Source organism: Paraflavitalea devenefica, from assembly GCF_011759375.1.
Classification (GTDB): domain Bacteria; phylum Bacteroidota; class Bacteroidia; order Chitinophagales; family Chitinophagaceae; genus Paraflavitalea; species Paraflavitalea devenefica.
On the sequence record NZ_JAARML010000002.1, the window covers coordinates 439,884 to 466,586 of the forward strand.

The 26,703-nt window shown below is 46.1% G+C and carries 20 protein-coding genes and 1 tRNA gene; 10 read left to right on the forward strand and 11 right to left on the reverse strand.

Annotated elements, in window-relative coordinates:
* The first annotated feature begins 108 nt into the window (after positions 1-108).
* Positions 109-1,308, forward strand: coding sequence for a DUF1624 domain-containing protein (locus HB364_RS11415; RefSeq protein WP_167288108.1), 1,200 nt, complete (start codon positions 109-111; stop codon positions 1,306-1,308).
* A gap of 46 nt (positions 1,309-1,354) precedes the next feature.
* On the opposite strand, the gene HB364_RS11420 is transcribed toward HB364_RS11415, so the two are convergent.
* From HB364_RS11420 to HB364_RS11430, 3 genes are all read right to left on the reverse strand, one after another.
* Positions 1,355-1,615, reverse strand: a complete 261-nt coding sequence (locus HB364_RS11420) for a T9SS type A sorting domain-containing protein (protein WP_167288109.1) — start codon at positions 1,613-1,615, stop codon at positions 1,355-1,357.
* A gap of 334 nt (positions 1,616-1,949) precedes the next feature.
* Entirely contained in the window at positions 1,950-4,577 is a 2,628-nt protein-coding gene (gene mutS, locus HB364_RS11425) for a DNA mismatch repair protein MutS (protein ID WP_167288110.1), read from the reverse strand.
* Between the two features lie 157 nt (positions 4,578-4,734).
* Positions 4,735-5,454: an SIMPL domain-containing protein gene (locus HB364_RS11430; protein ID WP_167288111.1), complete on the reverse strand. Its 720-nt coding sequence runs from the start codon at positions 5,452-5,454 to the stop codon at positions 4,735-4,737.
* Between the two features lie 125 nt (positions 5,455-5,579).
* Between HB364_RS11430 and HB364_RS11435 the strand changes: the two genes are divergently transcribed.
* Positions 5,580-6,347 (forward strand): lysophospholipid acyltransferase family protein, encoded by a 768-nt coding sequence (locus HB364_RS11435; protein WP_167288112.1) that lies wholly within the window; start codon positions 5,580-5,582, stop codon positions 6,345-6,347.
* A gap of 1 nt (position 6,348) precedes the next feature.
* Here HB364_RS11435 and HB364_RS11440 read toward each other — a convergent pair whose 3' ends face one another.
* Positions 6,349-6,867, reverse strand: a complete 519-nt coding sequence (locus tag HB364_RS11440; RefSeq protein WP_167288113.1) for an acyl-CoA thioesterase — start codon at positions 6,865-6,867, stop codon at positions 6,349-6,351.
* A 54-nt stretch (positions 6,868-6,921) separates the two neighbouring features.
* Complete coding sequence (locus HB364_RS11445; protein WP_167288114.1) at positions 6,922-8,019, reverse strand: mandelate racemase/muconate lactonizing enzyme family protein; 1,098 nt, start codon at positions 8,017-8,019, stop codon at positions 6,922-6,924.
* An 83-nt stretch (positions 8,020-8,102) separates the two neighbouring features.
* On the opposite strand from HB364_RS11445, the gene HB364_RS11450 reads away from it, so the two are divergent.
* Positions 8,103-9,323 carry a proline dehydrogenase family protein gene (locus HB364_RS11450; RefSeq protein WP_167288115.1) on the forward strand — a complete coding sequence of 407 codons (1,221 nt, stop codon included), beginning with the start codon at positions 8,103-8,105 and terminating at the stop codon, positions 9,321-9,323.
* A gap of 9 nt (positions 9,324-9,332) precedes the next feature.
* Here HB364_RS11450 and HB364_RS11455 read toward each other — a convergent pair whose 3' ends face one another.
* Both HB364_RS11455 and HB364_RS11460 read right to left on the reverse strand, forming a co-directional pair.
* Positions 9,333-10,340 carry an N-acetylmuramoyl-L-alanine amidase family protein gene (locus HB364_RS11455; RefSeq protein WP_167288116.1) on the reverse strand — a complete coding sequence of 336 codons (1,008 nt, stop codon included), beginning with the start codon at positions 10,338-10,340 and terminating at the stop codon, positions 9,333-9,335.
* Positions 10,341-10,527: 187 nt separating this feature from the next.
* Positions 10,528-11,385: a dienelactone hydrolase family protein gene (locus HB364_RS11460; RefSeq protein WP_167288117.1), complete on the reverse strand. Its 858-nt coding sequence runs from the start codon at positions 11,383-11,385 to the stop codon at positions 10,528-10,530.
* 132 nt (positions 11,386-11,517) lie between these two features.
* On the opposite strand from HB364_RS11460, the gene HB364_RS11465 reads away from it, so the two are divergent.
* Together HB364_RS11465 and HB364_RS11470 are read left to right on the forward strand one after the other, a co-directional pair.
* A tRNA-Val gene (locus HB364_RS11465) sits at positions 11,518-11,592 on the forward strand.
* 194 nt (positions 11,593-11,786) lie between these two features.
* On the forward strand, positions 11,787-12,932 hold the full coding sequence (locus HB364_RS11470) for an acyltransferase family protein (protein WP_167288118.1): 1,146 nt from the start codon (positions 11,787-11,789) through the stop codon (positions 12,930-12,932).
* Between the two features lie 21 nt (positions 12,933-12,953).
* Here HB364_RS11470 and xseB read toward each other — a convergent pair whose 3' ends face one another.
* Both xseB and xseA read right to left on the reverse strand, forming a co-directional pair.
* Entirely contained in the window at positions 12,954-13,169 is a 216-nt protein-coding gene (xseB, locus tag HB364_RS11475) for an exodeoxyribonuclease VII small subunit (RefSeq protein ID WP_167288119.1), read from the reverse strand.
* Positions 13,147-14,520 carry an exodeoxyribonuclease VII large subunit gene (xseA, locus tag HB364_RS11480; RefSeq protein WP_167288120.1) on the reverse strand — a complete coding sequence of 458 codons (1,374 nt, stop codon included), beginning with the start codon at positions 14,518-14,520 and terminating at the stop codon, positions 13,147-13,149. The genes xseB and xseA overlap by 23 nt, the downstream gene beginning before the upstream one ends.
* Before the next feature lie 87 nt (positions 14,521-14,607).
* Between xseA and HB364_RS11485 the strand changes: the two genes are divergently transcribed.
* Positions 14,608-14,820 (forward strand): heavy-metal-associated domain-containing protein, encoded by a 213-nt coding sequence (locus HB364_RS11485; RefSeq protein ID WP_167288121.1) that lies wholly within the window; start codon positions 14,608-14,610, stop codon positions 14,818-14,820.
* A gap of 23 nt (positions 14,821-14,843) precedes the next feature.
* Here HB364_RS11485 and HB364_RS11490 read toward each other — a convergent pair whose 3' ends face one another.
* Positions 14,844-15,998: an LA_2272 family surface repeat-containing protein gene (locus HB364_RS11490; protein WP_167288122.1), complete on the reverse strand. Its 1,155-nt coding sequence runs from the start codon at positions 15,996-15,998 to the stop codon at positions 14,844-14,846.
* A 65-nt stretch (positions 15,999-16,063) separates the two neighbouring features.
* A complete protein-coding gene (locus tag HB364_RS11495; RefSeq protein ID WP_167288123.1) occupies positions 16,064-17,155 on the reverse strand; it encodes an LA_2272 family surface repeat-containing protein in 1,092 nt (363 codons plus the stop codon).
* A gap of 270 nt (positions 17,156-17,425) precedes the next feature.
* Here HB364_RS11495 and HB364_RS11500 point away from each other — a divergent pair, with 270 nt between their 5' ends.
* The 4 genes from HB364_RS11500 to HB364_RS11515 all read left to right on the forward strand — a co-directional run bounded on the left by HB364_RS11500 (position 17,426) and on the right by HB364_RS11515 (position 26,693).
* Positions 17,426-18,418: a helix-turn-helix domain-containing protein gene (locus HB364_RS11500; RefSeq protein ID WP_167288124.1), complete on the forward strand. Its 993-nt coding sequence runs from the start codon at positions 17,426-17,428 to the stop codon at positions 18,416-18,418.
* Between the two features lie 167 nt (positions 18,419-18,585).
* Complete coding sequence (locus HB364_RS11505) at positions 18,586-19,155, forward strand: OmpH family outer membrane protein (RefSeq protein ID WP_167288125.1); 570 nt, start codon at positions 18,586-18,588, stop codon at positions 19,153-19,155.
* Between the two features lie 15 nt (positions 19,156-19,170).
* Positions 19,171-26,259, forward strand: a complete 7,089-nt coding sequence (locus HB364_RS11510) for a SpvB/TcaC N-terminal domain-containing protein (RefSeq protein ID WP_167288126.1) — start codon at positions 19,171-19,173, stop codon at positions 26,257-26,259.
* A complete protein-coding gene (locus tag HB364_RS11515) occupies positions 26,250-26,693 on the forward strand; it encodes a hypothetical protein (RefSeq protein ID WP_167288127.1) in 444 nt (147 codons plus the stop codon). The genes HB364_RS11510 and HB364_RS11515 overlap by 10 nt, the downstream gene beginning before the upstream one ends.
* Positions 26,694-26,703: the final 10 nt, after the last annotated feature.

Here is a 26,703-nt window from a genome sequence, read left to right on the forward strand (position 1 = left end):
TCAGTTCCTCCTTTTCCGTCCCCGCTTTCGGTGATTGCTGTTCACAATAAATTCCCTGAAATTGCAGGCCATTTTGTACATTGAACTTAACCTTTAATACCATCAAACATGAGTCAGGCTGTTTTGACAAAGAACCGTGTTCAATCTATTGATGTGCTGCGCGGTATAGTAATGATCATCATGGCGCTGGATCATGTGCGTGACTTCTTTCATGTTGATGCTTTTCAAGGTGATCCGGTCAATCCCGCTACCACCAACCCGCTCCTGTATGGTACCCGGTGGATCACGCATTTCTGTGCGCCTACCTTTGTTTTCCTGGCCGGTACTTCCTCTTACCTGGTAGGATTGCGCAAATCAAAAGCTGAACTGAGTACATTCCTTATTAAACGCGGGTTATGGTTGATGCTGGCAGAAGTGTTGATCATTACCCTGGCTTTAACATTCAATCCGCTGTATAATCTTTTATTCCTGCAGGTGATCTGGGCTATAGGTATCAGCATGTTTATACTGGGATTGCTGGTACGCTTGCCGTATACTGTTATATTGGCTCTTGGGCTGATCATCGTACTGGGGCATAATCTGCTGGATTACCCGGAAGCAGCCATGGCCACGCGTAAGGAAGGACTGGGCTTTTGGTGGGACCTTGCGCATGGTGCGCGCTTTTCGATCTATCCTTTTGCGCCCAACTATGTAGTGGCTATTGTTTATCCTTTTTTGCCCTGGACAGGACTGATGCTCATGGGATATAGTGCCGGTAAACTATATGCTGATGGCTTTCCGGCCCTGCAACGTAAAAAGGTCCTGTTGTATACCGGCTTCGGGTTGCTTGTATTATTCTTCCTGCTCCGGTTTATCAATGCTTACGGCGATCCTGTTCCCTGGACCAGGCAGGAGAATACTACCCGCACCATCTTCTCCTTCTTTAACCTGAATAAATATCCTCCTTCATTGATGTATATGTCGGCCACCATTGGTGTTGCATTAATTGCACTGGTGTTGCTGGAGAATGTACGGAATAGCGTTACGGAGTTTTTTAAAGTATTCGGGCGGGTACCTTTCTTCTACTATGTAGTTCATTTCTTCCTGATACATGCTTTAGAGGTCATTGCATTCTTCTTATCGGGATATGGGGTCAAGGACATAGTCTCCAACCAGGTGCCTTTCCTGTTCCGGCCGGTCGTCTTTGGCTTCCCTTTGTGGGTGGTGTACCTGGTGTGGATAGGTCTCATCGTATTATTATATCCTTTGTGTAAGCGGTACAATGCTTACAAGAGCACGCATCATAAGTGGTGGCTTAGTTATGTATAGTAAAAAAAGAACCCCGGGGTCTTGTCAGGGTAAACCCTGTCGAAGCCTACTGCACGCTGATCTTCTTTTTGTAGATAATCTCATTGCCGGAAAGCAACTGCAGTAAATAAGTGCCGGGAGTAAGGCTGTCGGTATCTAAAGGAAAACTGACCATTTGTCCGGGATGCAGGATACCGGTTTTCTGTTCATACATCTTCCGCCCGGTAAGGCTGAATAAGCTGATACTGGTATTGTCCAGCTTCTTATTGGTCTGTACAAACAGCCAGTTAATCTTATCAATAATAGTGGGGTAGATATTGATTGGCAAAGCACACGTTTTAAGGTTCACAATAGATATCAGGAGGGTCAGCCTCACAGGCCGGTGTGCTACACGATGTTATTGGGCAGTTCATCGTTTGATGAAAGGAAGGAGGGGAGGTGGTATGTATATAGTAATACATAGCCACTGTGCTGATCGACATCAGCATGGGATTTCTTATCATAAAAGGATTGGGTTAAATAAAACAGGGGGTACGAAGACAATTACGTAGAATAAGGCGTAATGCTTATGGACATCTAAAACGGATACCTGTTATTCCTTATTGCTTTATTGTGCCGTCGGGCACATTTATTGACAATTGTTAAGGGAAGGAACAGTAGTACTACTTAATCCTGCTTTTAATCTCCTGTAATTTCAGCAATGCTTCTACCGGGGTGAGGCGGTTAATATCAAGGCCGTCCAGCAATTTGCGGATATCATCAAATGTTTCGCTGTGCGCATCAAAAATAGAGAGCTGGAACTTTTGAGAAGAGATATTCTTTACTGCCTGCCCGATGTTGGAACTCTGGTGAACAGGGGCGCCATCTTCTACATGCTTTTCTTCCAGTTGGTGCAATATTTCATTAGCGCGCTGGATCAGGGCAGGAGGCATGCCGGCCATCTTGGCCACGTGGATACCAAAACTATGGGTGCTGCCGCCGGGCGCCAGTTTACGCAGGAAAATGATCTTATTACCTACTTCTTTGTTGGTAACATGATAATTCCGGATGCGGGAAAGCTTATTTTCCAGTTCATTGAGTTCATGGTAGTGGGTAGCAAACAGGGTCTTGGGAGCATAGCCTGCGTTGTGCAGGTACTCTGCAATACTCCAGGCAATGGAAATACCATCATAGGTAGAGGTACCCCGTCCAATCTCATCCAGCAGGATCAGGCTGCGGGCAGTGAAATTATTGATAATGCTGGCCGTTTCATTCATCTCCACCATGAATGTAGATTCACCGCCGCTCAGGTTATCTGATGCTCCCACCCGGGTAAAGATCTTATCGGTTAAAGGTATTCTGGCTGTATCGGCCGGCACAAAGCTACCCATATGGGTCATTAGCGTAATAAGCGCTGTTTGTCGCAGGATGGCGCTCTTACCACTCATATTGGGACCGGTGAGGATAATGATCTGCTGAGACGACTGATCAAGAAAAATATCATTGGCGATATAGGCTTCCCCCGGTGGCAGGTTACGTTCTATTACCGGGTGACGGCTTTCTTTCAGGTCCAGCTCATGTCCTTCATGGAGTAGCGGTTTCTTATAATTGTACCGTAAGGCATTATCGGCAAAACATACGAGGCAGTCCAGTATAGCCAGTATATGGCCATTGGCCTGCATGGGAGCGATATACTCCTGCAGTTGCAGCAACAGCTTATCATACAACTCAGCCTCAATGGCCATGATCTTATCTTCGGCGCCAGTGATCTTCTCTTCATACTCTTTCAGCTCCGGGGTAATATACCGTTCGGCATTGGCCAGTGTTTGCTTGCGTATCCAGGACGCAGGCACCTTATTCTTGTGTGCATTCGTTACCTCCAGGTAATAACCAAATACATTGTTGAATCCTATCTTCAGCGATGAAATGCCGGTAACTTCTGCTTCTTTTTGTTGCAGTTCTACCAGGTATTCTTTTCCTCCGCTGGCTATCTTTCTCAGTTCATCCAGCTCTGCATGTACGCCTGCCTTAATCACATCGCCTTTGGCAGCCAGGGCCGGCGGGTTTTCTGTAATGGTATTCAGAATGGCTTCTATAAGGGTTTCACAGGGGTTCAGCGTAGTAATGAGTAGCCCCAGGTATTTATCCGTAACACTGGCACAAAGCTCCCTGATCTCCTGTACATGCTGCAAACCACGCGCTATTTGCATCACTTCCCGCGGGTTGATCTTCTTCACCGGTATCTTGCTCACCAGCCTTTCCACGTCGCCGCACTGTTTAATATGATGCGCGATCTTATTTCTTAATTCTACCTCCTTAATAAAGAACTCTACCAGGTCAAGCCGTTCGTTGATCCGGGTAGTATCTTTCAGGGGCAGCAGTATCCATCGCTTTAGCAGGCGGGCGCCCATGGGCGAAACCGTATTGTCCAATACCTTATGCAAGGTATTGCCTGCTTCGCTGCTTCCGGTACCGGTCAGTTCCAGGTTGCGGATCGTAAAACGGTCCATCCAGAGGTAATCCTCGCGGTCTATCCGTTGAATGGAAGTAATATGTTGCAGGTTGGGATGCTCGGTATCTTTCAGGTAATGCAGTACTGCGCCGGCAGCTATGGTGGCGCCAGGCATAGCTTCTATGCCAAAACCTTTCAGGGAGTGTACCTGGAAATGTTTGAGCAGGCTTTCGGTAGCATAAGCTGTATCAAAGACCCAGCTCTCCATCGTATACGTGTAGAACCGGCTGCCAAAGTTTTCCTTAAAATGTTTTTGATAGCTGCGCTGGAAAATAACCTCTGCCGGTTTTAATGTCTGGAGCAGTTTATCTATATATTCCTGGTTACCTTCTGCTACAAAAAACTCACCGGTGGATATATCCAGGAAGGCAATGCCCGCCTGATCATCGGTGAAATGAATACCTGCCAGGAAATTATTGCTGTTGTGTTCTAACAGCTTGTCGTTAGTAGCCACACCGGGAGTTACCATTTCGGTTACACCGCGTTTTACAATGCCTTTAGCCTGTTTGGGATCTTCCAACTGGTCGCAGATGGCTACACGGTAGCCTGCTTTTACCAGCTTGTGCAGGTAGGTATCCATGGCATGGTGTGGGAAACCTGCCAGTTCTGAAGCGCCGGAGGCGGCTCCATTATTCCGTTTGGTAAGCGTAATACCCAGTACCTGGGCGGCAATAATAGCGTCTCCGCCGAAGGTTTCATAAAAATCACCTACCCGGAACAACAGAATAGCATCAGGATATCTTTGCTTGATGGCCTTATGCTGCTGCATTAAGGGCGTATCTTCACCTGCTTTTGCCATGGGGGGCAAATATAAAGTCTTTGCTACCCTTAATAAAAAAACGCCCGGGTAATGTGGAGAACTCGTGAATTAATTTAAAAAAAGGCGGGTGGTAAGTGGTTACCACCCGCTGCCGGCCGTTTATCCTTGCCACTCATCATTCTCTACTCACCACTCATTATTTCAACGCAAACACCACATTCACTTCAAACTTCAAGGTGATTTTCCTGAAATCCATACTTGCTTCGCTGCCGCCCATTTTAGCGGAATCCATCGCTAAATTATATTGCACCATACGCTGGTTTTCATAGGGTATAATGCCCTGGTCATTGGGCTCCTGGATCGTCACTGCTGCACCTACCTGCTCATCAATAGCTGCTGCCAGGTAGCCGGCTTTTTCTTTGGCGGCTTTAATAGCCTGTATCTTTAGCTGTTTGCGGTATTCCTGGATCTTGCTGTGTGATGTCCTTTCGATCCTGAAGTTCTGGGTAGCGTCATCATCCAGTTTTTCCACCAGCTCATCCATCTTCTTACTGTTGGTGAACTTGACCTGGTAGGAAATAAATGCCATCAACTCCTGTTTTTTACTCCGCTTCCTGATCCATGGATTACCATTGTAACCATCGTAGGAAGCAATCGTGATCACTGAGTCGGGCAATCCTATGCTGCGGCAACTGGCCAGGAAATCAGATTTGATCTTTTCGAGATTGATCTTGCCACTGCCTTTCTTCTCGTATTCTTTCAGGTCTACGATCACATAGATCTCATCGGGCACTACTTCCATTTGAGCGCTGCCATTAACGGTAATGGTTTTAGGGTACGGATTAACGGCTGTTGATTGCGCGAACCCGGTAAGTGATGTCAATGCAATTAAACAGACTGGAATAAACTTTTTCATACATCAAATTTTTATATAGATGTAGGAGTAAAACCAATTACATAACGTTGCAGCAGCTATCAATTAAAGTGGGTATTTATTAACATTTCCTTAATTTCGGCTCATCGTTCTAAATGCCAACATCCATGAGCTCATTCCGGGAAAGATTGAAACACATTCATATTGTGCGTAAGATTGTGTATGCCATTGTAGGTATCGTTTCCTATCCCGGACTGGTGATCACGAACAAGTTAAAGATATCCGGTACTGAACACCTCAAAGACCTCCCGCGCAGGAACGTGCTTTTCGTGAGCAATCACCAAACTTATTTTGCCGATGTTATCACCTTCCTGCACATCTTCTGTGCAGTGAAATGGAGAAAACAAAACAGGTTGGGAATTCCTTATTATCTACTCAATCCTTTTACCAACGTATACTATGTAGCGGCCGAAGAGACCATGCAGGCTACCTGGATCAGTAAACTGTTTACCATGGCCGGGGCCCTTACCGTGAAAAGGACCTGGCGGCCAGAGGGTACAGAAACACGCAAGGGGCTGGACCCTTCCGATACCCGTAAAATTTCACGGGCACTGGAAAATAACTGGATCATCACCTTTCCGCAAGGCACTACCAAACCTTTTGCGCCCGGTCGCAAGGGTACAGCACTCATCATTAAAATGACAAAACCTATTGTTATACCGGTTGTCATCAATGGGTTCTGGCGGGCTTTCGATAAAAAGGGATTACGTTTCAAGAAAAAAGGCACGCTACTTACGGTGCGCTTCAAGCCGCCCATACAAATAGATTACGAAGCGCCTACAGAAGTGATCCTGGACCAGTTGATGGACGCCATAGAGCAAAGCAAGGCCTGGATGCTGAAAGGCGCCCATCACCGGGCAAAGATGAAAGCATAAACTACATTTGAAATAATGCTTTCAGTTCCGTTGCGTCAGCCGGTTTCATCTTGCCGCCCAGGATCAGCCGGAGCTGCCTTCTGCGCAGGGCGCTTTCAAAAAGATTCTTCTCTTCTTCTGTTTCTGGGATCAGTTGGGGAACAGCACGGGAGCGCCCATTGGGGTCCAGTGCTACAAAAGTATAGTAGGCCTCATTGCTCTTATAGCGGTATTGCTGGATGGCATCTTCGCCCCAAACCTTCATATGCACTTCCATGGAGGAATTAAAAGCGCGGGATACCTTGGCTTCAATATGTACCACATTGCCCAGCTTAATGGGATTTTCGAAGGAAATATTATCTACGGAAGCTGTTACCACAGGGGCGGCGCAATGCTTCATGGCGGCCAGGGCGGCGGCAATATCCATCCAGTACATCAGGCGGCCACCCATCAGGTTGCCAAAAGTGTTCGTATCGTTCGGCAATACCAGTTCTGTCATCACTACATACGATTCCTTGGCTGTCTTTGCTTTTGGGCTCATGGTACAAATTTGCCGCAAAGATAATCGTGAAGCCGGAAAGTCAATAAGTCGGGGCTAAATAGTCACGGATTGGCAATTCTTAAGGAATGTATTGTCCGCATCAGCCCCGATCCCCGCTGCCTCCGGCACTTCCAGGAAGAACCCCTTATACTGCACGCCACCTGTTACAGGGTCAGCCTTATGCCCCAGCATACAGGTATCCATATCATAGAAAATCACATTGTCATGCGCCAGCGCAAAATGCCCAAAGGCGGTTAACGCCACCCGGCTTTCCAGCATGCCGCCCATCATACAGGGGATCTTATGATCTGCACAAACCTTGTTGATCTTTATGGCTTCTGCTATACCGCCCGATTTGGCAAATTTGATATTCACATAATCGCAGGCATCCGCTGTTATTAAACGTTGTGCATCGTGATGGTCAAAAACGCTTTCATCGGCCATGATCTTGATGGGCGATTGTTTTCTTAAGGCGGGTAAATGGTGATCGTCCCAGTGGCGCATGGGTTGCTCGCAAAACTGGATATTGTAGGGCCCCATGGTAGTAAGGGCATATAGCGCATCTTCATAACTCCAGCCCTGGTTGGCGTCAATGCGCAGCAGGATATCAGCACCTACGGCCTCCCGTATCTGCCGGATACGCTCCACATCTTCCCGGGCATCTTTGCCCAGCTTTATTTTGATAATGCGTACTCCCCGTTGTATAAAACCGGTGGCTGCTGCTGCCATCTTCCCGGGCGTATCAATGCCAATGGTAAGATCGGTTTCCAGCTCTTTCTGTTTACCGCCCAGGTACCTGTACAAAGGCACTCCGGCCTGTTTAGCTGCCAGGTCGTACAGGGCCATATCAAAGGCGCTCTTGACCGTACTGTTGAATGCCGTAAAAGCATCCAGCTCCCGCAGCCTGTCGCTAATGGACATCGCCTCTTTTCCTTTCCAAAGCGCCGCAAAATCTTTCGCCATTTCAAAACAGGTGTTCTGTGTTTCCCCGGCAATCATGGGAAAGGCTGAACATTCCCCCACGCCATACATGCCTGCATCCGTATGCACCCGTATAAAAGTATTTTGGGCAAAATGCATCGTACCGGTAGCAATGGTAAATGGATGCATGGGGATGCTGAACTTCCAGATCTCAGTATGTGTAATTTTCATAGCGGGCCGGAAGGTAGTAACAATTTCAGATTTCAAAATCTTCAAATCTTCCTTACTTTTGCGCCTAACATTTGTTAGCAAGTATGGATAATCCTCTCCCCGCTATTTCTTTTGACAATACCGAATATGCCTTTGCTTATAAAACAGACCAGGAATTAAAGAAAGCCAGTTTTCTCTTTTCCAGTATGGGCCGCCAGTCGCTGGTAAAGCTGGGCACCCGTTTTACGCCCTGGGCCATCCGGGTGGGCCTGCCTGTGAAAGGGCTCATCCGCAATACTATTTTCAAGCAATTCGTAGGAGGGGAGACCCTGGAAGAAACAGCCCGCGTGGCTGACAAGCTGGAACAGTTTGGCGTACAGGTGATCCTGGACTATGGCGTAGAAGGCAAGGAAGGAGAGGAGAACTTTGACCATGCCTGTGAAGAGTTTATCCGGGTGATCAATTATGCTGCTACCCAGCATAATATGCCTTTCATGAGTATTAAGGTAACCGGTTTTGCCCGCTTTGCACTGCTGGAGAAGCTGGATGCGGCAGCTACGGATAAAAGTGGTTATGAAGGCCGTGTACATACCGAGGTGCTCAATGAAGAAGAGAAAGCCGAATGGCAACGGGTCGTGGACCGCATGCACAGGATCATCAGCGCCGCCGCTGCCAAAAATATAGGTGTACTGGTAGATGCTGAAGAAACCTGGATCCAGGATCCTGTAGATGCGCTGACCATGCAGATGATGGAGCTCTATAACCTGGAGAAAGTGACTGTTTTCAACACCATTCAATTATACCGTCACGACAGGCTGGCTTTCCTGAAGGACAGTTTTAGCCAGGCCGTGCAAAAAAGGTTTATCCTGGGCGCCAAGCTCGTACGTGGCGCTTACATGGAGAAAGAAAGAAAACGCGCAGAAGAAATGGGCTATCCATCACCCATACAGCCCAATAAGGAAGCCAGTGACCGGGATTATAACAGCGGCGTGGAGTTTTGTATAGAACACCTGGACAGGATCTCCCTGATCGTTGCCTCCCACAATGAGTACAGCAACCTGCGTGCTGCTGAATTGCTGGACCAGAAAGGATTGCCGCACAATCATCCGCATATACACTTTTCCCAGTTGTATGGCATGAGTGATAATATCACCTTCAACCTGGCCAAAGCCGGGCTTTCTGTCAGTAAATACCTGCCCTTCGGGCCTATTCATGATGTAATACCCTATCTCATGCGCCGGGCGCAGGAGAACTCTTCTGTCTCCGGCCAAACCGGGAGAGAGCTGGGACTGATTAAGAAAGAATTAAAAAGAAGGAAGATCTGAAGCAGGATATTATTGGTTGGAGGGGGGCAGCGAGTCTGACTTCTGACCTCCGTTCTCTACCTTCGTATTCGTTCCTTCCAGGGTTTCCTTATATTTTTTGAGCGCAGTAATAATGCTTTCTACAACTTCTGCCTGGCCTTCTTCGCTATTGAGGTATTTTTCTTCCTCCTCATTGGTAATAAAGCCGGTTTCTACCAGGATGCTGGGCATGCCGGTGGCCTGTAATACCCATATTTGCTCCCAGTTCCGTTGCTTTACACCACCACTCGCGCGGCCTCCCTTGGCAAATTCTTCTTCTACCATATTGGCCAGCATCAGGCTTTTGCCAAAATACTTTTTCTCATACAATTGAGCCCTGATCTTTGCTTCGGGAGAATTCATATCGAGATGAGGGGCACTGCCGCTGCTGGTGCTGTCTTCTGAAAATTCGGCACTTTCATCCGGATTGATATATGTGCTCTTTACCCCGCTGCGGTCAGCCGCCCAGATATAGGTCTCTGTGCCGTGCCGTTCATTCTTTACCCAGTAATTTTCGGTAATGGGCACTTTCACTGTTTTCTTTCTTTTCTTGGCGCCTTTACCTACGGTAATGGTTTTCGTTTTATAACCAATCGTGCGCTTGGCATACCAGCCTCCTGCTTTTTGTGGCGTGGCATTGCAATGGATGCTCAGGAACAGGTCGCCTTTCACCTCATTGGCCAGTTCGGCACGCATGCGGTTGGCGGTCCGGGCGTCCACATTCACGCCAAAAACGGTATCGGAAGTACGGGTGTACACCACACGGGTATCAGGAAATACCTCCTGGATACGCTGTCCCAGTTTTAAAGAAATGGCCAGGGCCACATCCGCTTCGTAGGAAAATAGCCCCTTGGCGCCCCGGGCCGGGCCGCCATGACCTGCATCTACCACAATAGTAGCCAGTACCGATTTCTGGCGGCCTTCCGGCGATTTGCCGGTAAAGGATACAAGGGCTGCCAGTGCGCCAAAAAACAATAAAAGAGTTATGGATTTTCTCATCATCACTTGCCGCTGTTTAATAGGTTGTATAATCCTGATACCTTCCACAAGCTTACCTATAGCCGTGGTACACGATCTAACGATAAAAAACAATTTAGAATATGTAATGTTTCAATTTTTTTGGTGCCTAAGTAGAATCCATGAGTGATACCGGTAGTTCTTTTACTGATTTCCGGCTTACCGTTGTCTACTTCAGCTTATCTCCAAAGAATTTCAGGGTCCTTTCCCAGGCCAGTTTGGCGGCGGCTTCATTATACCGCGTGGGGGCCGTATCATTGTGGAAAGCGTGATTGGCGCCTTCGTAGGTATAAAGCTCATAAGTAATACCCGCCTTCTTCAAGGCTTCTTCATAGGCAGGTATGCCGGCATTCACCCGCTCATCCAGTCCGCCATAATGGAGTTGTACAGCGGCTTTGATCCTGGATACATCGGCAGCATCGGGCTGACGGCCATAGAAGGCTACTGCCGCTTTCAGGTCGGGCACATTCACGGCCAGTTGATTGGCCAGCGCGCCGCCCCAGCAAAAGCCCACACAACCGGTTTTGCCGGTGCAGTCCTTTCTTCCTTTCAGGTAGTCAAAGGCCTTGGCAAAATTATTCAGGTTCTTTTTGGCATCCAGTTGGGCAAATAGTCCGCGGGCCTGGTCTTCTTCCTTGGGCGTTCCGCCCAGGGGCGATAAAGCGTCCACACCGAGGGCCAGGTATCCGGCCAGGGCCACCCGGCGGGTAACATCTTCAATATGGGGATTGAGGCCACGGTTTTCATGGATCACCACCACGGCGGCATACTTACCTTCTTTTTTAGGTTTGGCAAAATAGCCTTTCATCGTAGTCTCATCGCCGGGATAAGTAATGTATTCGGTAGTAATGCGGTCGTCCTGTGGCGAAATGGTTACCGCATTGTCGTACTTTACTTCCAGTTGCGACAGGGCTGTCATGGCTGCGGTCATGCTGCCGGTGAGCAATACCAGCCGTTTGATGAAATCTTCCCGCCGCAGGGGTTTATGGGTGTATTCATCAAAGAGGTTGATGATCTGCTGGTTCATACGATTGATTTTGAGTATAAAAGGATAGTTTTTAAAGTTAACGAATCCTGCTACAGATCGGTTGCCGGCCCATTAATTTTTTATAAGCACTGCTGTATCTTATTGGAAACGATACTGTAAATTGCAGGCCCCGGATCGTTAGCTCAGTTGGTTTAGAGCGCTGCTTTGACAGAGCAGAGGTCACTGGTTCGAGCCCAGTACGATCCACTTTCTTCCGCCGGAACTCCGGGAGGCGGATGACGCAATAACCAACGGTATCCCATTATATCCCATTAGATGCCGTTTTCTCTGCCAACCTTTCGCCGGCCTGTATCAGACGGCTTCCAGCGAGATCAATGAGTTCCTGAATTTGACTGATACTTACAGAATACCCCAAAAATGTGTACTTTGGATGCTTATAAATGAGAAACCTGCACGGTCATATCAACCGGAACTTTGGTCTCGATGTTTGCCGTTGCCTGGCTGTGAGTATGGTCCTGTTTGTGCATAGCAACCAGCATATCTTTAAGACCCCTTTCCCTTTTTTGTGGTATTTACCTATTGGCGGAGTAGAGCTTTTTTTCTCCCTGAGTGGCTTTTTGATCGGGAGTATCCTGCTTGGTTTATTCGATAGCCAATCCGTGTCTCTCAGGGATATCGTTGTATTCTGGACCAAACGCTGGTTAAGGACACTGCCTTTGTATTATGTCCTGTACCTTGTTTACCTGATACTCTACAACCAGTTAATCCACCCCATTTCCTTCGATGTTCGTTACTTATTGTTTCTGCACAATTTTACTACTCCTCCGCCGGCATTTTTCGGCGAATCTTCCACCCTCAGTATTGAGGAATGGTTTTATTTTACAGTACCTTTATTGATCTACATTGTATTATTCCTGGCGAAACAATTAAAAAAAACTTTCCTGTCAGGTACTCAGGCGTATAGCATAGGTGCCGTTGCTCTAATCATTTTTAGCGTACTTATGCGAGGGCAATATATGAACACAGGCCGCTTTATTGCCGTAACGGTGATCTTTAGAATGGATGCTATTGCTTATGGTCTCCTGATGGCATATTATTCGAAATGTATTGCACGAATGCCGAACCAAAGGGCAGCTTCTGTCATCGCTGCAGGCACCGTTCTTTGGTTCATAGCAGCCATTATCAGGCTCAAATACTTCTATGGATTTGCTGAGCAATGTTATTATTTGTTCAGTGGTATTGGGACTGCACTGGTCGTGCTGGGCTTCCATTATTTTTCATTCAGGAAACGACCCCGTATTATTCCATACATTAGCAAGATATCTTACTCCATTTATTTAGTGCATTTCACGGGTGTTATCACTCCACTCGTTTATTTTTTTCCCAGGAAGGATAAGGCAGACGAGTGGCTGATGCTGTTACTGGCATTGGTATTGACATTTTTGCTTGCATCCCTGACCTATTATTTTATTGAAAGGCCTTTCCTGCGATTACGGACGCTATGGTTCCCCCAAAAAGCAAAAAGTGCTGTAATAAACCTGCATAACGAGACATTGCGTGAGCCATCCGGTATCTCTTCATTATGAGAGGGCCGTTCAAAATAACGATTAATCCGGTTCATCCGTATCTTTATTCATCTGCTGTATAATATTGCTTACTTCCTGTTCCGTACTCTTCAGCCTGGCTTTGCAAAACTCCAGCAGGAAGGAGGCCCTTTTCAGCTTTTCGGCCAATACATCTACCGATACTGTTTCCGCCTCAATATCTGCCGCTATTTCTTTTAATTCTTCGTAGGCTGCCTCATAGGTCAGTGCTTCTTTCATCGGCTGGTTGTTTAGCTTTGATGGTGGTGGAAATATTGGTATTGTCTAAAAGAACATTAATGTCTGCCCCCACCGGCAGCAAACTGGCATCTGTTGTAATCCTGCCCTGGTAGGATACCAGAGCGAACCCTCTTTTAAGAATGCTGGCCGGATGCAGTACCTGCAACAGCTTTTCTAACCCTTGTATGGACTCCCGCTCATGCGAGAGGAGCCGGTAGCCGGAAAACCGGAGCTGGTGATTGATATTGGAGAGGTCTTTCTGCTTGCTGTTGAACAGGATGGCTGGCTTAATAGTCAGTTCATGGCCGATTGCATCCAGCTCACGATGATAACGGTGCAGGCCGGCCTGTGCTTCATGCAGTAATTGCCTTTCTGTAGTGACCAGTTCCGATTTTTTATCAGCCACCCATTGTTGTACTTTGACCAGTAACTTATGCTGCAGCAGGTTGATCCTGTCTTCAAAAACCCGGTTGTGCGCAATAAGGAACTCTGCCACTTTAGTGGGCGTTTTAAGCGGGGTATGGGCCATCAGGTCTACAATCGTTTCATTGTGCTGGTGGCCAATACCGGTAATAATGGGAATAGGGAACTTGGCGGTAACCTGTCCCAATATAAATGTATCAAAGACCAGGAAATCAGTAGAAGCGCCACCGCCCCGGATAATGACTACTGCGTCATAAGGTTTTCCGGAGGTAAAAACGTCCAACAGTCTTTCTTTGATCTGTGCGGCATTCACCTCTCCCTGTACCGTGGTAAAATAAGTATCTATAAAAAAATGGTAACCGTATTGGTTATTGAGCAGGGTATGGTGGAAATCCTGGTAGCCGGCTGATGTTTGTGCGGTTACTACCGCAATGCGCTGCAACACAATAGGCAGTGGAAGTTGCTTATTGACAGTAATATAACTATCTCCAATCTTTTGAATATAGGCGCTGCATTCGGTTAACAAACGCTGCAGGGTGGCTTGTTTCTGTTGCTCTAACTGCCCGATGGTATAGCCGGCGTCAATATCCAGCAGGGTGAGCTTCAGCCCATACACCGGGCTATAATCAATAGACACCTTGATCAGCACCTGCAACCCATCGGTAAAACGCTGGCCGGTGATCCTTTCAAAAACGCTGATCTGCCGGGCGCCTGTTGTCCAGGCCGCCGCACTGATCTTTGCCTTCAGGCCGGTGGAACCCACCTGTTTTTCTACCAGGTCAAAATAATGAAACCCTTTCGCCGGCTGGAATTTATGGCCTGAGATCTCCGCCACTACCCAATAATACTGCCCTTCAAACCGGTCTTTTAGCACGGCTTCAATCTGGTAGGTAAGTTCCGATAACTGGAGGGCTGGTATTGTTATCATACAGGCTGATTGGGCATTCCAAAATTATATAACATTTACCGTAAATAGTATAACAGTCAGGCTATTGGCTAAAGGTAGCTTTGTACCATGAAAACAATACAATTCAAAACAAATATCAAATGTTCAGGGTGCATTGCCAAAGTATCTCCTGAATTAAACAAAACAGTAGGAAGGGACAACTGGAAGGTGAACCTGGAATCTTCTGATAAAGTACTTACTGTATCTGATGAAGAAGTGAGTGAAACCGACATTCAGGAAGCGCTTGCAAAGGTGGGGTATAAGGCTGAAAAGATCGGATAAATAAAAGGGGGCGATGAGCCCCCTTAAAAATCCCAGTTAATAAAAGGAAGGGAACGTTTACTGTTTACATTCCATAGGCCCAGTTGTATGCCTTTCAGGTTCTTGCAATGATTCAGCAATGCTATCTGCAAACCTCTGCCCCTGATGGTCCTGTTGGCCAGGCCACTGATTATAACACCTTTAAATTCTTTGCAGGTAGTTGAGATACCTGTAATATGCAGACCGGTCATTTCTATACCAGCGCAAATACCTCCATTAATGCTGACCCCTCTTATACGTAAATCGCCTACCAGGCCACCACCACTGAGGCTGAGGCCAGTTACCTCAGACGTCATATCTGATTTATCTACTGAATCAGGGTAATTGATAGGATGGGGTGTTTGCAAAATATGGAAAGCAGCATACATACTGGCAAACACACTCAGCAGGTCAACGCTGATGTTCATGCCCCGTATGATTAGTGTGTCATTCTCTGCAAGCGTCATCGTTTGCAGACCAAGATTCAGCCCACTTATTTTGCTGGCATTGGTAGGAGTGAACCATACCCACTTTTTAGCAATAAAGGGTTTTCTTTTTTTATTAGTGTCTTCATCAATCTGCGGGTTCACACCCTCAAAGTAATAAGTCTGCCCGCGTTGGTCGTAAAGCCTGCCCACTCCCTGTGCAGAAAGGTATGGCACCAGTTCATAGGTCGTAGAGCGGCTGCTGTCTTTGGTGTAGGATACAGTCGTTTCCACCGGGAACTTTTTCAGGGTATCACCTTTTACAAATACATAGCTGCACCTGGTTAAAGAGTAATGGGCATAAAGCCCGAACATGCGGTCGCCAATCATCCGTATCTTTTTGAACTGTCCGGGGTGCAGGGCCAGTGTATCAATACGGTCATTATTTGTAGCCGTTTTCCTGGCATTAAGATAAGGGGTATAATAGATCGAGTCGTTACGTATATCAACTACCCGCATAGACACTATTCGCTTATCTTTTAAAACAATAAGGTAAACACAATTGCGGTAAATATAAAAAGCGCTCCGGCCGGGCTGGTAATCATTTTGATCGAAAGTCAGCCCCCTGTTTTTCTTTACAAAATACAGGTTCTGGGCACTGCTGTCTTCCTGTGCAAAGGAACTTACGGTAATACCGCATAAACCTATCAGTGTGATGATAATAAAACGAACCATTGGCAGGTATTTAGGGTTTATTGTCTACAAACTATTGTGCCAGGCTGGGTACTTCCAATGGGACCTTAGAAATTCCAGTTAATCAATGGTAGCTTTCGTTTATTGTTCACGTTCCATAAGCCCACCTGTACACCTTTAAAATCCTTGCACAAATTGAACAGGCTTATCTGCAGCCCCCTGCCTTTAGTGGATGCATTACAGAGTCCGCCGATCATTACCCCTTTGAACTCCTGGTTTACATTGAGCAGACAGGTGATCTGCACACCGTTGACTTCAGTTACTCCACTCACAATGCCATTGATGGCCAGTCCGCACATCTTGAAATCACCTATCACTCCACCGCCGCTAATGCTGAGCCCCGCTATCTTACTCTTCATATTCGTTTTATCTACGGTATCGGGCAGATCAGCTCTGGTAAGACGAGCAATAGCATACCCAACAACGAACGTAGTTAATAAGTCGGCATTCAGGTTTACCCCATGTATTACCAGCGAATCATTATCGGCAAGCGTCCATGTTTGAAGGCCGATATTCAGGCCGCTTATTTTGTTCACATTGGTAGGGGTGACCCAGGCCCATTTTTTAATGACCGGGGGCATGTTCTTTTTGAGGGTGTCTTCAAAACGTTGTTTACTGGTGCCTTCATAATAGGAAGCTGTTTCGCGCTGCTCGTAAACCTTGTCAAGCCCTTGTTGCGTGAGATAAGGTATAAGATCATAAGTAGTGGAATGGCTGCCATCTGCGGAATATTCCGTTTCTGTCCTGAACGGGAAGGTTTTGGGTTCCCGGCTTTTTTCAAACACATACTGGCCTTTCACTAAGGAATAACTTGTATAGATCCCGAAGGCCTGGTCACTGGGCATCCTTATCTTTTTAAGCTGTCCGGGATGCAGGGCCAGTGTATCCCTGGAGCCATTGCTTTTAGTGGCGATGCCAGTGTAACGGGTGTAATAGATTGAGTCATTCCGTATATCGATCACACGGGCTGGTACTGTCTTTTTATCTGCTAAAACAAAAGTATAAACGCAGTTCCGGTAAATATAAAAGGCATTCCTGCCAGGCTGGTAATCATTCTTTTCGAAAATTACCTCACCGTTCTTCCGGACAAAATAAAGATTCTGGTCGCTGTCTTCCTGTGCAAAGCTGCTTCCGGTCATACCGCATAAGTTTATAAGAGCGATGGTAATAAAGCGAATCATTGGCAGGTATTTGGGGTTCATGCCCACAAACATATCCTGCCAGGCCCGCTGCACCCAATGGGAAATAACTACCAGCCTGCCTCCCTTTGCAATCCGCCATAAAATTGGCCAACCTGTCCTCATCCGCTATGGAATAATCGTTATATAATAGCCTTTTATTTACTTTAATGGCAGAAATCCGTAAACAAATCATAGGTATTACGGATTTTCAGTAATTTCCTGTTTGTCATGGAAACACAACAATTGCAGCAACAGCTTTTCCGGCATTTAAAAGAAAGCCTGCCCGCCCACCTTTCACTCGTAGATGAACTGTGCCACCTGCTCGACCTGAGTGCTGACAGCGTGTACCGCCGTATCAGGGGAGAGAAGCCGGTTACCCTCATTGAGCTGAAACAAATATGTGAACATTATCATATTTCACTGGACCAGTTATTGCAATTGAAAAACGATTCCGTGCTTTTCCAGGCGCCAGGGATTACACGCCATGCTATTCCTTTTGCTGATCATATGAGGGGCATGCTGGAACAGTTTAAATATTTCAATTCTTTCAAACAGCGGGAAATCTATTACCTGTGTAAAGATGCTCCTTTCTGGTACTTCTATCTTTTTCCCGGCATGGCGGCCTTCAAAACCTTTTTCTGGGCAAAGACCATAAATAATGAACCGGCCCTGGCCAATAAATCGTTTTCCCTGGAAGAATATCCTTTTGAAGATTGTTTTGCCATTGGCCGGCAGATCCTGGAAGAACACAGCCTCATGCATACAGTGGAACTGTGGAACCTTGAAAGTATTCACAGCAGCATCAACCAGATCGCTTACTACAGGGATGCCGGTATTTTCAGGCATAAAGAAGACCTAATGGCTGTTGTTGAATCCTTTATCCAGATGCTGGATCACCTGCAGGCGCAGGCCGCCAAAGGAGTTAAATTTATGCCGGGCGCTACGGATGTAGCCCACAAAGGGCCTATTCAGTTTTATGTAAATGAACTCATCCTGGGCAACAATACCATTCTTCTGAATCTCGATGATAAGAAATTATCCATGATCACCTATAGTGTGTTCAGTTACCTCATCACCCGGGATGACCGGTTTGCCGGCAAAGCTTTTGATACCTTCAATACCTTACTCAGCCGCTCTACGCTTGTGAGCAAGTCGGGTGAGAAAGACAGGAACCGCTTCTTTAATACGCTCAGGGATAAAGTGGATCAACTGAGAAAATGATCACCCGGGGGGTGCCTGGGTTGGACCTTCGTTGTAGGGTGTTACTAACAGTATGGTAATGTTGCTTGTACGTTATTAATTTACTGCTGCCAGGATTTTTTTTGTGTTAGGCTGCGTTTTGTATTCAAATAATTCAATAAATTTAGAGTACCTAAACCTATCCTAACATGCTTGTATCCTCTACTCGTCATTCCTTTATTTGCGTCATTATCATCTTTAGTATATCCGTTTTTTTCTCTGCACCGGTATATGCACAAGGCAAGAAACAGCTTACTCCTGCTGCCAAAGCAGTAAAGATCGGCCTCATTGATCAGTTAAGACTAAGAAAAGAATACAAGGCCTATGATGCTGCCAGGGAAAAGCTGGCAAAGGAAAACCAGGCCGAAAAGAAATCTTTTGATCAGCAACTCCTGCTGATAGATAATCAAACAAAAAAACAGTTAAAGCAGGATAGCCTTAAGGGTGGCAAAGGCCGTGCAGGTATTGTGCAGCATGCAGACGACAGGCGATCGGCCATTAATGGCACCCATCAACTGGCCCAAAAGAAAAGGCATCAGGACAGAATAGCGCTCATGCAGCAATATGAGCAAAAGATCCAGGCTGCCATACAAGCTGTGATGGTGGAAGGCGGCTTTACAGACGTTAAACCGTTAAGTAAGGATAAAGAAAAAGATAAAGCTGCGAATGGACCCGGGAGCATTGATATCACTGACCTTGTCCTGAAAAAACTCAATTAAACCTCACTGATTCTTATGAGACTACTTTTACCTTATCCTGCAGCGCGCCTGCGCCGGTTCCTCCTGTCTATTACTATCTTATGCTGCGCCAATATGGTGGCCCAGGCCCAGTGCTATGAAGATTTTTATGTTTACCAGTCCTATCCTTACGGGCAACTTTGTTCGCCGCAGTATGTAACCCTGCGTGCAGAGTATTATAACTATTCCGGGAACTACGTATACGGAGAATTCCGCTGGTACAGCAGTGATACAGATCCCTGGCCTGTACAAACCAATACCATGTACATTGATCCCTATACTTATTCAGCTTATGCCGAATATTCGGTCTATGCCAATACAGGTGTAACGGTTTGGGTAAGTTTCTATAATTATAATACCGGTTGCGAATCGTACAGAACGCCTTATACCTTTTATTTCAGTCCTATTCCTTATGTGTGGCAGGACTATGCCGTCAAATGCGGCTGGGATGTAGCCAAAGTACAATTGAGCAGCAATACACCGGGCGTTACCTTCCAACTGTATAAGCTATATGAATATTATGATCCCTGGTATGGATACGTACAGGACTACCAGTTTGTCAACAGTAATACGACCGGTTATTTTGAAATATGGGATTTCGATCCTGCCACGGATGCTGAGAAGTATTATGCCAAAGTATACCAGCCTTATGGTTGTAGCGTTAATTATTATTACCAGCTTTATTTTGAAATAACCTCAGGATCTCCACCTACCATATCCGGCAATACGAACGTCACAGCAGGATCTTCTACCACATTGACCGCCGGTGGAACCGCCAGCAACTTTAAGTGGTATGATGCCAACGATAACTTCCTCACAGATGGCTGGCAATATTACACACCTACCACACTCACGCCGGGCACCTATACCTATTATGTGCGCGGTACTGATTGGACGGGTACCTGTTTATCAGATCCGGCTTCCGTTACAGTAACAGTATCTCTGCCGCCGGTCAACTATACGTCCCTGTATACCAGTTCTAATTTTACCAAAACCATTGATGTGTCAAAACCGGTAGGTACGGTAGGAGGAATGGCCGGAACCACCGCTGCAGGCGGCGCTACGTACAGGATACCGGTGTACACACCTCCTGGGACCAACGGGTTACAACCTGCCATAAACATCGTCTATAATTCCCATGCGGGAAATGGTGTTGTTGGATATGGATGGAATATTACGGGGCTGCCTGTTATCAGCCGTACCGGCCGTAATCTTTATTATAATGGCCTTGTATCGCCGGTTTCCTATACCAGTACCGATGCCTTTATGCTGGATGGCACACGCCTGAATCCGATATCCGGTTCCAATGGCGCCAACGGTACTACCTATGCCGGAGATGCTGAGTCCTTCTCCAGGGTTACTTCTTATACTTCCGGTTCGGCCAATAACCCGGACTGGTTCAGGGTTACTGCAAAAGATGGAACCATCATGGAGTTTGGTAATACGCCTGATGCGCGTATCCTTACTGAAAATAATAACAACGTCATGTTCTGGCGGCTAAATAAAATTATTGACATTAACGGCAACTACATCACTTTTAAATATGAGAATGGCTTCAGGGAAAGCCGTATTGACGAGGTCAGTTATACGGGTAACAGCAATACCGGTTTACAGCCTTATAATAAGATAAAGTTCAGCTATGGACAGCGTACGGATGTGGCGACTACCTATGAAGGGGGCTCGTCAGTAGTATTAAAACACCTGCTAACAGGGATCTCTATTAAGCATGATGCAGATGCTGTTAAAACGTATCAGTTTAACTATGGATTTGATAATGTAAAATCCATGTTGAAAGAAGTGGTGGAACTGGGCAGTGATGGCGCTGCGCTCAATAGCACTATCTTCCTGTATGGCGATCAGCCGCAGAACCTGTCTGTATCAACCACCTCAGCTTTACAGGGCGGATTCGATTTCTTTGCCGGTGACTTCAATGCAGATGGTAAGACCGACCTGCTGGCGGCCAACCTGTATTATGACCAGGGCGTCAAATATCATTCCCAGTATGAGATAAGGAGTGATATTACTACCAGTTCTTCATCCGTGCTGTATATTAAGAGCCTGCCTACCGGTAATTCGGTCAATATGGGTGAAAAAAAGTTTAGCAACTTCCTCACTTCTGATTATAATGGCGATGGCAGGGATGATGTATTGCAGCTCAGCACCGGGTATGGGTATACTTACCCGGGAAGCTGGAAGCGGTTGGTGAATAATGTAACGATCAATTATACAGGCAGCCACAATGGCTCCACCGGCTGGACTGATTATACCCCTACCACCTATCCCATACCATACGCCTGGGGGCAACCGTTTAATTATATTCATCATAAAGGCAACAATTTTATTCCCGGCGATTTTGATGGAGATGGCAACCAGGACTATATAATGATTCTGGCCATGAAGACGACCGAATATGAACCTGATCCGGTGGACTATTTTGGTTTTAAGGCTTTCCTTACCTGTCCTTCTACCAATGAGATCAATAGCGAGATTGTCAATTTTGGCTTTGGATCTTATCCTCCCGATTTTTATGCCAATACGGTTGCTGATGCCGATATGATCACGCCTTTTGATTTTGATGGAGATGGTAAACATGAGATACTGGTTACCAAAGACAATACCAGCTATGTATTATCTGTGCAACGTGTTTCGGCTACTACAGGTTATTCCTTTGGCGCCTTTGTGATAGCTACTACTGCTGAGGTGATCAAGAACTGTCGCGTGTATCCGGGCGATTTTAACGGCGATAGGAAGAGTGACCTGCTTGTCAGGAATACGAATGGTAGCTGGAAAATTCTGTATAGTACCGGTGCTTCTTTTGTAGCAGCCTCCTTTTCTTTTAACCAAAGTCCGAATATTACCGGCAACTATTCAGATGATAAGATGATAGTATCGGATTTTAATGGTGATGGAAAAAGTGATATTGTGCATGGATTCCCTTATTGGGTGGGCGGTGTATCTACCAGTTCCAGGTTCTCGCTTTATTACAGCAGGGGAGGTATTGGCGGATCTTCTTCTTTCCTGTACGAGCAGTACGTCTATAATAACGTATTGTCTTTTGGGGAATTTACCGTGGGCGATTTTAATGGGGATGGAAGAAGTGATCTGCTGAACAGGTTCAATGTGTCTTCACCAGCCGACTTTATTGGATTTAAACAAAATGGCAAGGAAAACCTGCTGGTAAAGATCACGGACGGACATAATGTAACCAACACTTTTGATTATAAGTTGCTCACCGATAAAACTACTTATCCCTGGTTCTATAATCGCACCATATCACTGGATAATCCGGCCAACCTGAATCCGTTTAATTATATTCAACCGCCGATATATGCTGTTTCTGCATTTACTACGCCCAATGGTGTTGGAGGTACTAATACCACCAACTATAAGTATGAGGATGGTGTTGCGCACCGTGCAGCAAAAGGGTTCCTTGGCTTTAAGAAGATCACCGCAGCAAATACAACCCTTGGTATTACTTCCATAACGGAAAATGAGATCAATACCCAGTTTGCGATACCTTATGTTAAAAAGCAAACCACCAGTCTTACGGCTACAGGGGAACTTTTATCTGAATATATTGCAGATGTTTCTTTTGTTTCCTTGTCTACAGGCTATCTGGATCCCAAAAGATTTGTGCAGCATATTGATAAAACACTGGAAGTAAACCACCTTACCGGTGCTGCCGTTGAAACGGTTAACGGGTATGATAATTCCGGGAATATCACTTCGGCTACGGTGAAAACAGGCGCCCTGTCGGGTAGTACGGTGAGCCCAACAGAAACGACCGTCACAACATCCACTTTTGGGACATACAATACACCTGTACCTGCACGTCCGGATAATATTACCGTTTCAAGTACAAGAACCGGCAGCTCCACGGAAAGTAACACCGTTGAATTTACGTATACTGGCAGCGGGATGATCGCTACCCGCAAAGAGTTTGCAGGTTTGCCTCAGGCGATAACTACCACCTATGGATACAATGCATTTGGTAATATTACCAGCGTTACCATCAGTGCTGCCGGTTTGAATAACCGCGTAACCAATTACACATTTGATACCAGGGGACGCCTGCCCTTGTCCAGCCAACGCTCAGCTTCAGGTGTAACACAAACGGAGTCATTTACCTATGATTTCAAGTGGGGGAAACCAGTAACAAAAACATCCTCAGATTGCCTCACCAGCACCTATGAATATGACGCCTTTGGAAGAATGAAGAAACATACCCTGCCTGCCGGCTACAGTGTTAATACTTCCCTCAACTGGGAAGTACAGGGGGAAAATGTATACTATAGTTTTGCCGATTGGCCGACCGGGGCTCCCGATATAAAAGTGTGGTTTGATAAGGCCGGCAGGGAAGTAAAAAAACAAACCAGCGGATTCAATAATCAATGGCTCACGCAGCTAATTACCTACAATACCCAGGGAAATATAGCTACCCAAACAAATAGTTATTACCCTTCCGAAACACCTGTTATAACTACCAATGCTTATGATGCTTATGGCAGGCTTCAAAATATAAGCAATGCAGTGAGTAATGCGCAATATACCTATACAAAGCTAAGTGGCGGAAGAATGCAGGTGGAAACCACGTCGGCCGGACAAAGCACTACTAAAATTACAGATGCTACCGGCAAAGTGGTTACTGCAATAGATAATGGAGGGCAGCTTGATTATGGGTATGACAGCAGGGGCAACCAGCTACAGGTAACGCATGGCAGTACAGTCATATTGAGCAATGGGTATGATAGCTACGGCAGAAGGACCTCCTCAACAGATAAAAATGCCGGTACTATTACGTACCAATATGATGCATTCGGACAGATTACGCAACAAACAGATAATATGGGCAATGCTTATAGCATGACCTATGATGACTTGGGACGTATTGTAACCCGTCAGGGGCCGGAAGGCACCGCTACTTATGAATATTATAAGGACATTACAACCGGATGTAACAATAATAATCTTTCACGAGTTACCGATTTCAATGGTATTGTCAAAGTTTATGGATATGATAATTTAAAACGCCTGCAAACGGAAACAGTCACTATTGATGGCGTGCCTGTTTCCACGTATTATGCTTATGATATCTATGATCACCTGACCAAAATAACCTATCCTTCCGGTATAGAGGTAAATAATATATATGATAACAGCGGGAAGCTGGTACAAGTAACCGGAGGTAATGCAGGCTCCCCAATAAACCTGTTTACCGGCACTGCCTTAAACGGATTTGGTCAATACACTGGTTATACACTGGGCAATAACATGACTTCGCAGAACACTTACACGTATGGATTCCCCACCCGTTACTATACAGCCGGTATTCAGGACCTTAACCTGAACTTTGACTATGCCAGGGGTAATTTGCTGAGCCGGCAGGATGCTATTAAAAGTTTAACAGAAACCTTCCAGTACGATGGGCTCAACAGGCTCACCCAAACTACTGTGAACAATGTACCACAGATCTCTATTGGTTATGATGGGAATACCAGTTTTTCTATGGGCAATATTGTTTCCAAGACCGACGCAGGCAACTACGTGTACAAAAATGATAAAATACATGCGGTGGCTTATATCACCAATCCTGCAGGTGCACAAACGCCACCAGCGACTATTTCCACCAACCTGCAGCAGGTGGCTTATACCCCCTTCTTAAAAACAGCTATGGTTACAGAGGGGGCTTACCAGGTGAATTATATATATGGCGAAGATTACCAGCGGGTCAAGAGTATCTTAAGGCAGAATAACAATATTATTGAAACAAAATATTATTTAGGTAATTATGAGAAGCAGAATAGCGGAGGAGTAAACCGGGAAATACACTATGTGATCGGGGGCAATGGTTTATGTGCCATGATCGTAAGGGAAAATAGCGTAAACAACTTCTATTTTGTGTACACGGATCATTTAGGCAGCCTGCTTACGCTAACGGATATCAACGGGAATGTAGTGACTGAACAGAACTTCGATGCCTGGGGACGTAACCGTAATCCGGTCAACTGGCAATATGCGGGTGTTCCTGCTAATCCTGCATGGCTGTACCGTGGATATACGGGACATGAACATCTTGCCCAGTTTGCCCTGATCAATATGAATGGCCGGATGTATGATCCTATACAGGGCCGCATGCTTAGCCCGGATAATTTTGTCATTACACCTTTCGGTACACAGGGATACAACCGGTACATATATGCCTTGAATAATCCATTAGCCCATATTGATAGTAATGGCGACTTCCCCTGGCTGATAGTGGCCGTTGCTGCTGCAGTATTTGCGGTTGGAAATACAGTTGCCCATGCTGTGCGGGGCGATATTGATAATTTCTGGGATGGGTTAAGGTACTTTGCACAGGGCGCCATTGCCGGCGCTGCTTTGGGTGCAGGGATTGCAGCGGGCATAAGTGTACCGATATTGGGGACCATTATTAAAGGGGCGGCATGGATCTACGCAGGTACAACTGCACTGAGTGTAGTAAGTGGTTTGGGGCAAGGGATCTTTGGCGGTGATTGGGGTGCCCTGCGTAATGCCGGGGAGATATTCCTGGGCAATTTCTACCTGGATGAGAACCGCTCCTTCTTTGGTGGTGTATGGCAGGGTGTTTCCAGATTTAGCTGGGAACTTACCCAATCTACTATAGGATATGGCTATACCCAGATACGCAATACAGTAGGGAATGTTGATGAAGTAGAGTTCTTTGGCGGCGCCACCTTTGCCTTCAGGTTAAACCGTACAGGGCAGCAAGATCAAGGTGTATCCATCGGCAACTATATTAATATCAGGGTCCGGGGCAACAATACCAATATTCTGAGTAATCCGCTCTACATGCACGAATATGGACACACTTTCCAAAGCCAGCGATGGGGTATTTTGTATCCTTTTGTTGTAATGATCCCAAGTGCCCTAAGCGTCTCGAATCAGGCGGATATTCCTGGTTTTCCGGGCCTCACCACCCATGATATCCGGGCATTTGAGATGGCGGCCAACAGGTTTGCAGCCGATTACTTTGGAAGGCATTTCGGAATAAATTGGAATAACTTTGAACCGGCCGCCGGCGGTACCTATCCGAGAAGATGGCCATAAACCTTAAAATCAGTTCTATGAGATACTTAATCATTTACCTGGGGAGTTGTTTGTTGCTGATGTCTTTCCGCTGTGGTAAACTGGCAGAGACAAGAAACAGCTTCTCCATAAAAAACAATGCTGCTCATAGCATATCCTTCTATGTGGCGGCGGTTGGGATACAACATAAATATCCCGATACAGCCATTGAAAATAATCAGGTTCCCATGCAGTCCATTTTGCCAGGCAAATCTGCAGACTGGGGTACCGGACTTAAATGGGAAGAGTTTTTTAAAGCCTTGCCAACGGATACTTTGTCGGTCTATTTATTTCATCCGGATACATTGCAAAAGTATAACTGGGCTGTAATACGCGACCAGTACAAAGTGCTAAGGCGTTATGATTTAAGCCTGCAGGATTTAAAAGGCCTCAATTTTGAAATTCCTTATCCATAGTAAAGGGTTT

Excerpts from the sequence above, each read along its gene's own strand:
- xseA (WP_167288120.1), bottom strand. The coding sequence starts at position 14,520 with ATGATAACAATACCAGCCCTCCAGTTATCGGAACTTACCTACCAGATT.
- HB364_RS11470 (WP_167288118.1), top strand. The coding sequence starts at position 11,787 with ATGAGAAACCTGCACGGTCATATCAACCGGAACTTTGGTCTCGATGTT.
- mutS (WP_167288110.1), bottom strand. The coding sequence starts at position 4,577 with ATGGCAAAAGCAGGTGAAGATACGCCCTTAATGCAGCAGCATAAGGCC.
- HB364_RS11435 (WP_167288112.1), top strand. The coding sequence starts at position 5,580 with ATGAGCTCATTCCGGGAAAGATTGAAACACATTCATATTGTGCGTAAG.
- HB364_RS11490 (WP_167288122.1), bottom strand. The coding sequence starts at position 15,998 with ATGGTTCGTTTTATTATCATCACACTGATAGGTTTATGCGGTATTACC.
- HB364_RS11500 (WP_167288124.1), top strand. The coding sequence starts at position 17,426 with ATGGAAACACAACAATTGCAGCAACAGCTTTTCCGGCATTTAAAAGAA.
- HB364_RS11455 (WP_167288116.1), bottom strand. The coding sequence starts at position 10,340 with ATGAGAAAATCCATAACTCTTTTATTGTTTTTTGGCGCACTGGCAGCC.
- HB364_RS11415 (WP_167288108.1), top strand. The coding sequence starts at position 109 with ATGAGTCAGGCTGTTTTGACAAAGAACCGTGTTCAATCTATTGATGTG.
- xseB (WP_167288119.1), bottom strand. The coding sequence starts at position 13,169 with ATGAAAGAAGCACTGACCTATGAGGCAGCCTACGAAGAATTAAAAGAA.
- HB364_RS11515 (WP_167288127.1), top strand. The coding sequence starts at position 26,250 with ATGGCCATAAACCTTAAAATCAGTTCTATGAGATACTTAATCATTTAC.
- HB364_RS11430 (WP_167288111.1), bottom strand. The coding sequence starts at position 5,454 with ATGAAAAAGTTTATTCCAGTCTGTTTAATTGCATTGACATCACTTACC.
- HB364_RS11460 (WP_167288117.1), bottom strand. The coding sequence starts at position 11,385 with ATGAACCAGCAGATCATCAACCTCTTTGATGAATACACCCATAAACCC.
- HB364_RS11510 (WP_167288126.1), top strand. The coding sequence starts at position 19,171 with ATGAGACTACTTTTACCTTATCCTGCAGCGCGCCTGCGCCGGTTCCTC.
- HB364_RS11445 (WP_167288114.1), bottom strand. The coding sequence starts at position 8,019 with ATGAAAATTACACATACTGAGATCTGGAAGTTCAGCATCCCCATGCAT.
- HB364_RS11505 (WP_167288125.1), top strand. The coding sequence starts at position 18,586 with ATGCTTGTATCCTCTACTCGTCATTCCTTTATTTGCGTCATTATCATC.
- HB364_RS11485 (WP_167288121.1), top strand. The coding sequence starts at position 14,608 with ATGAAAACAATACAATTCAAAACAAATATCAAATGTTCAGGGTGCATT.
- HB364_RS11440 (WP_167288113.1), bottom strand. The coding sequence starts at position 6,867 with ATGAGCCCAAAAGCAAAGACAGCCAAGGAATCGTATGTAGTGATGACA.
- HB364_RS11450 (WP_167288115.1), top strand. The coding sequence starts at position 8,103 with ATGGATAATCCTCTCCCCGCTATTTCTTTTGACAATACCGAATATGCC.
- HB364_RS11495 (WP_167288123.1), bottom strand. The coding sequence starts at position 17,155 with ATGACCGGAAGCAGCTTTGCACAGGAAGACAGCGACCAGAATCTTTAT.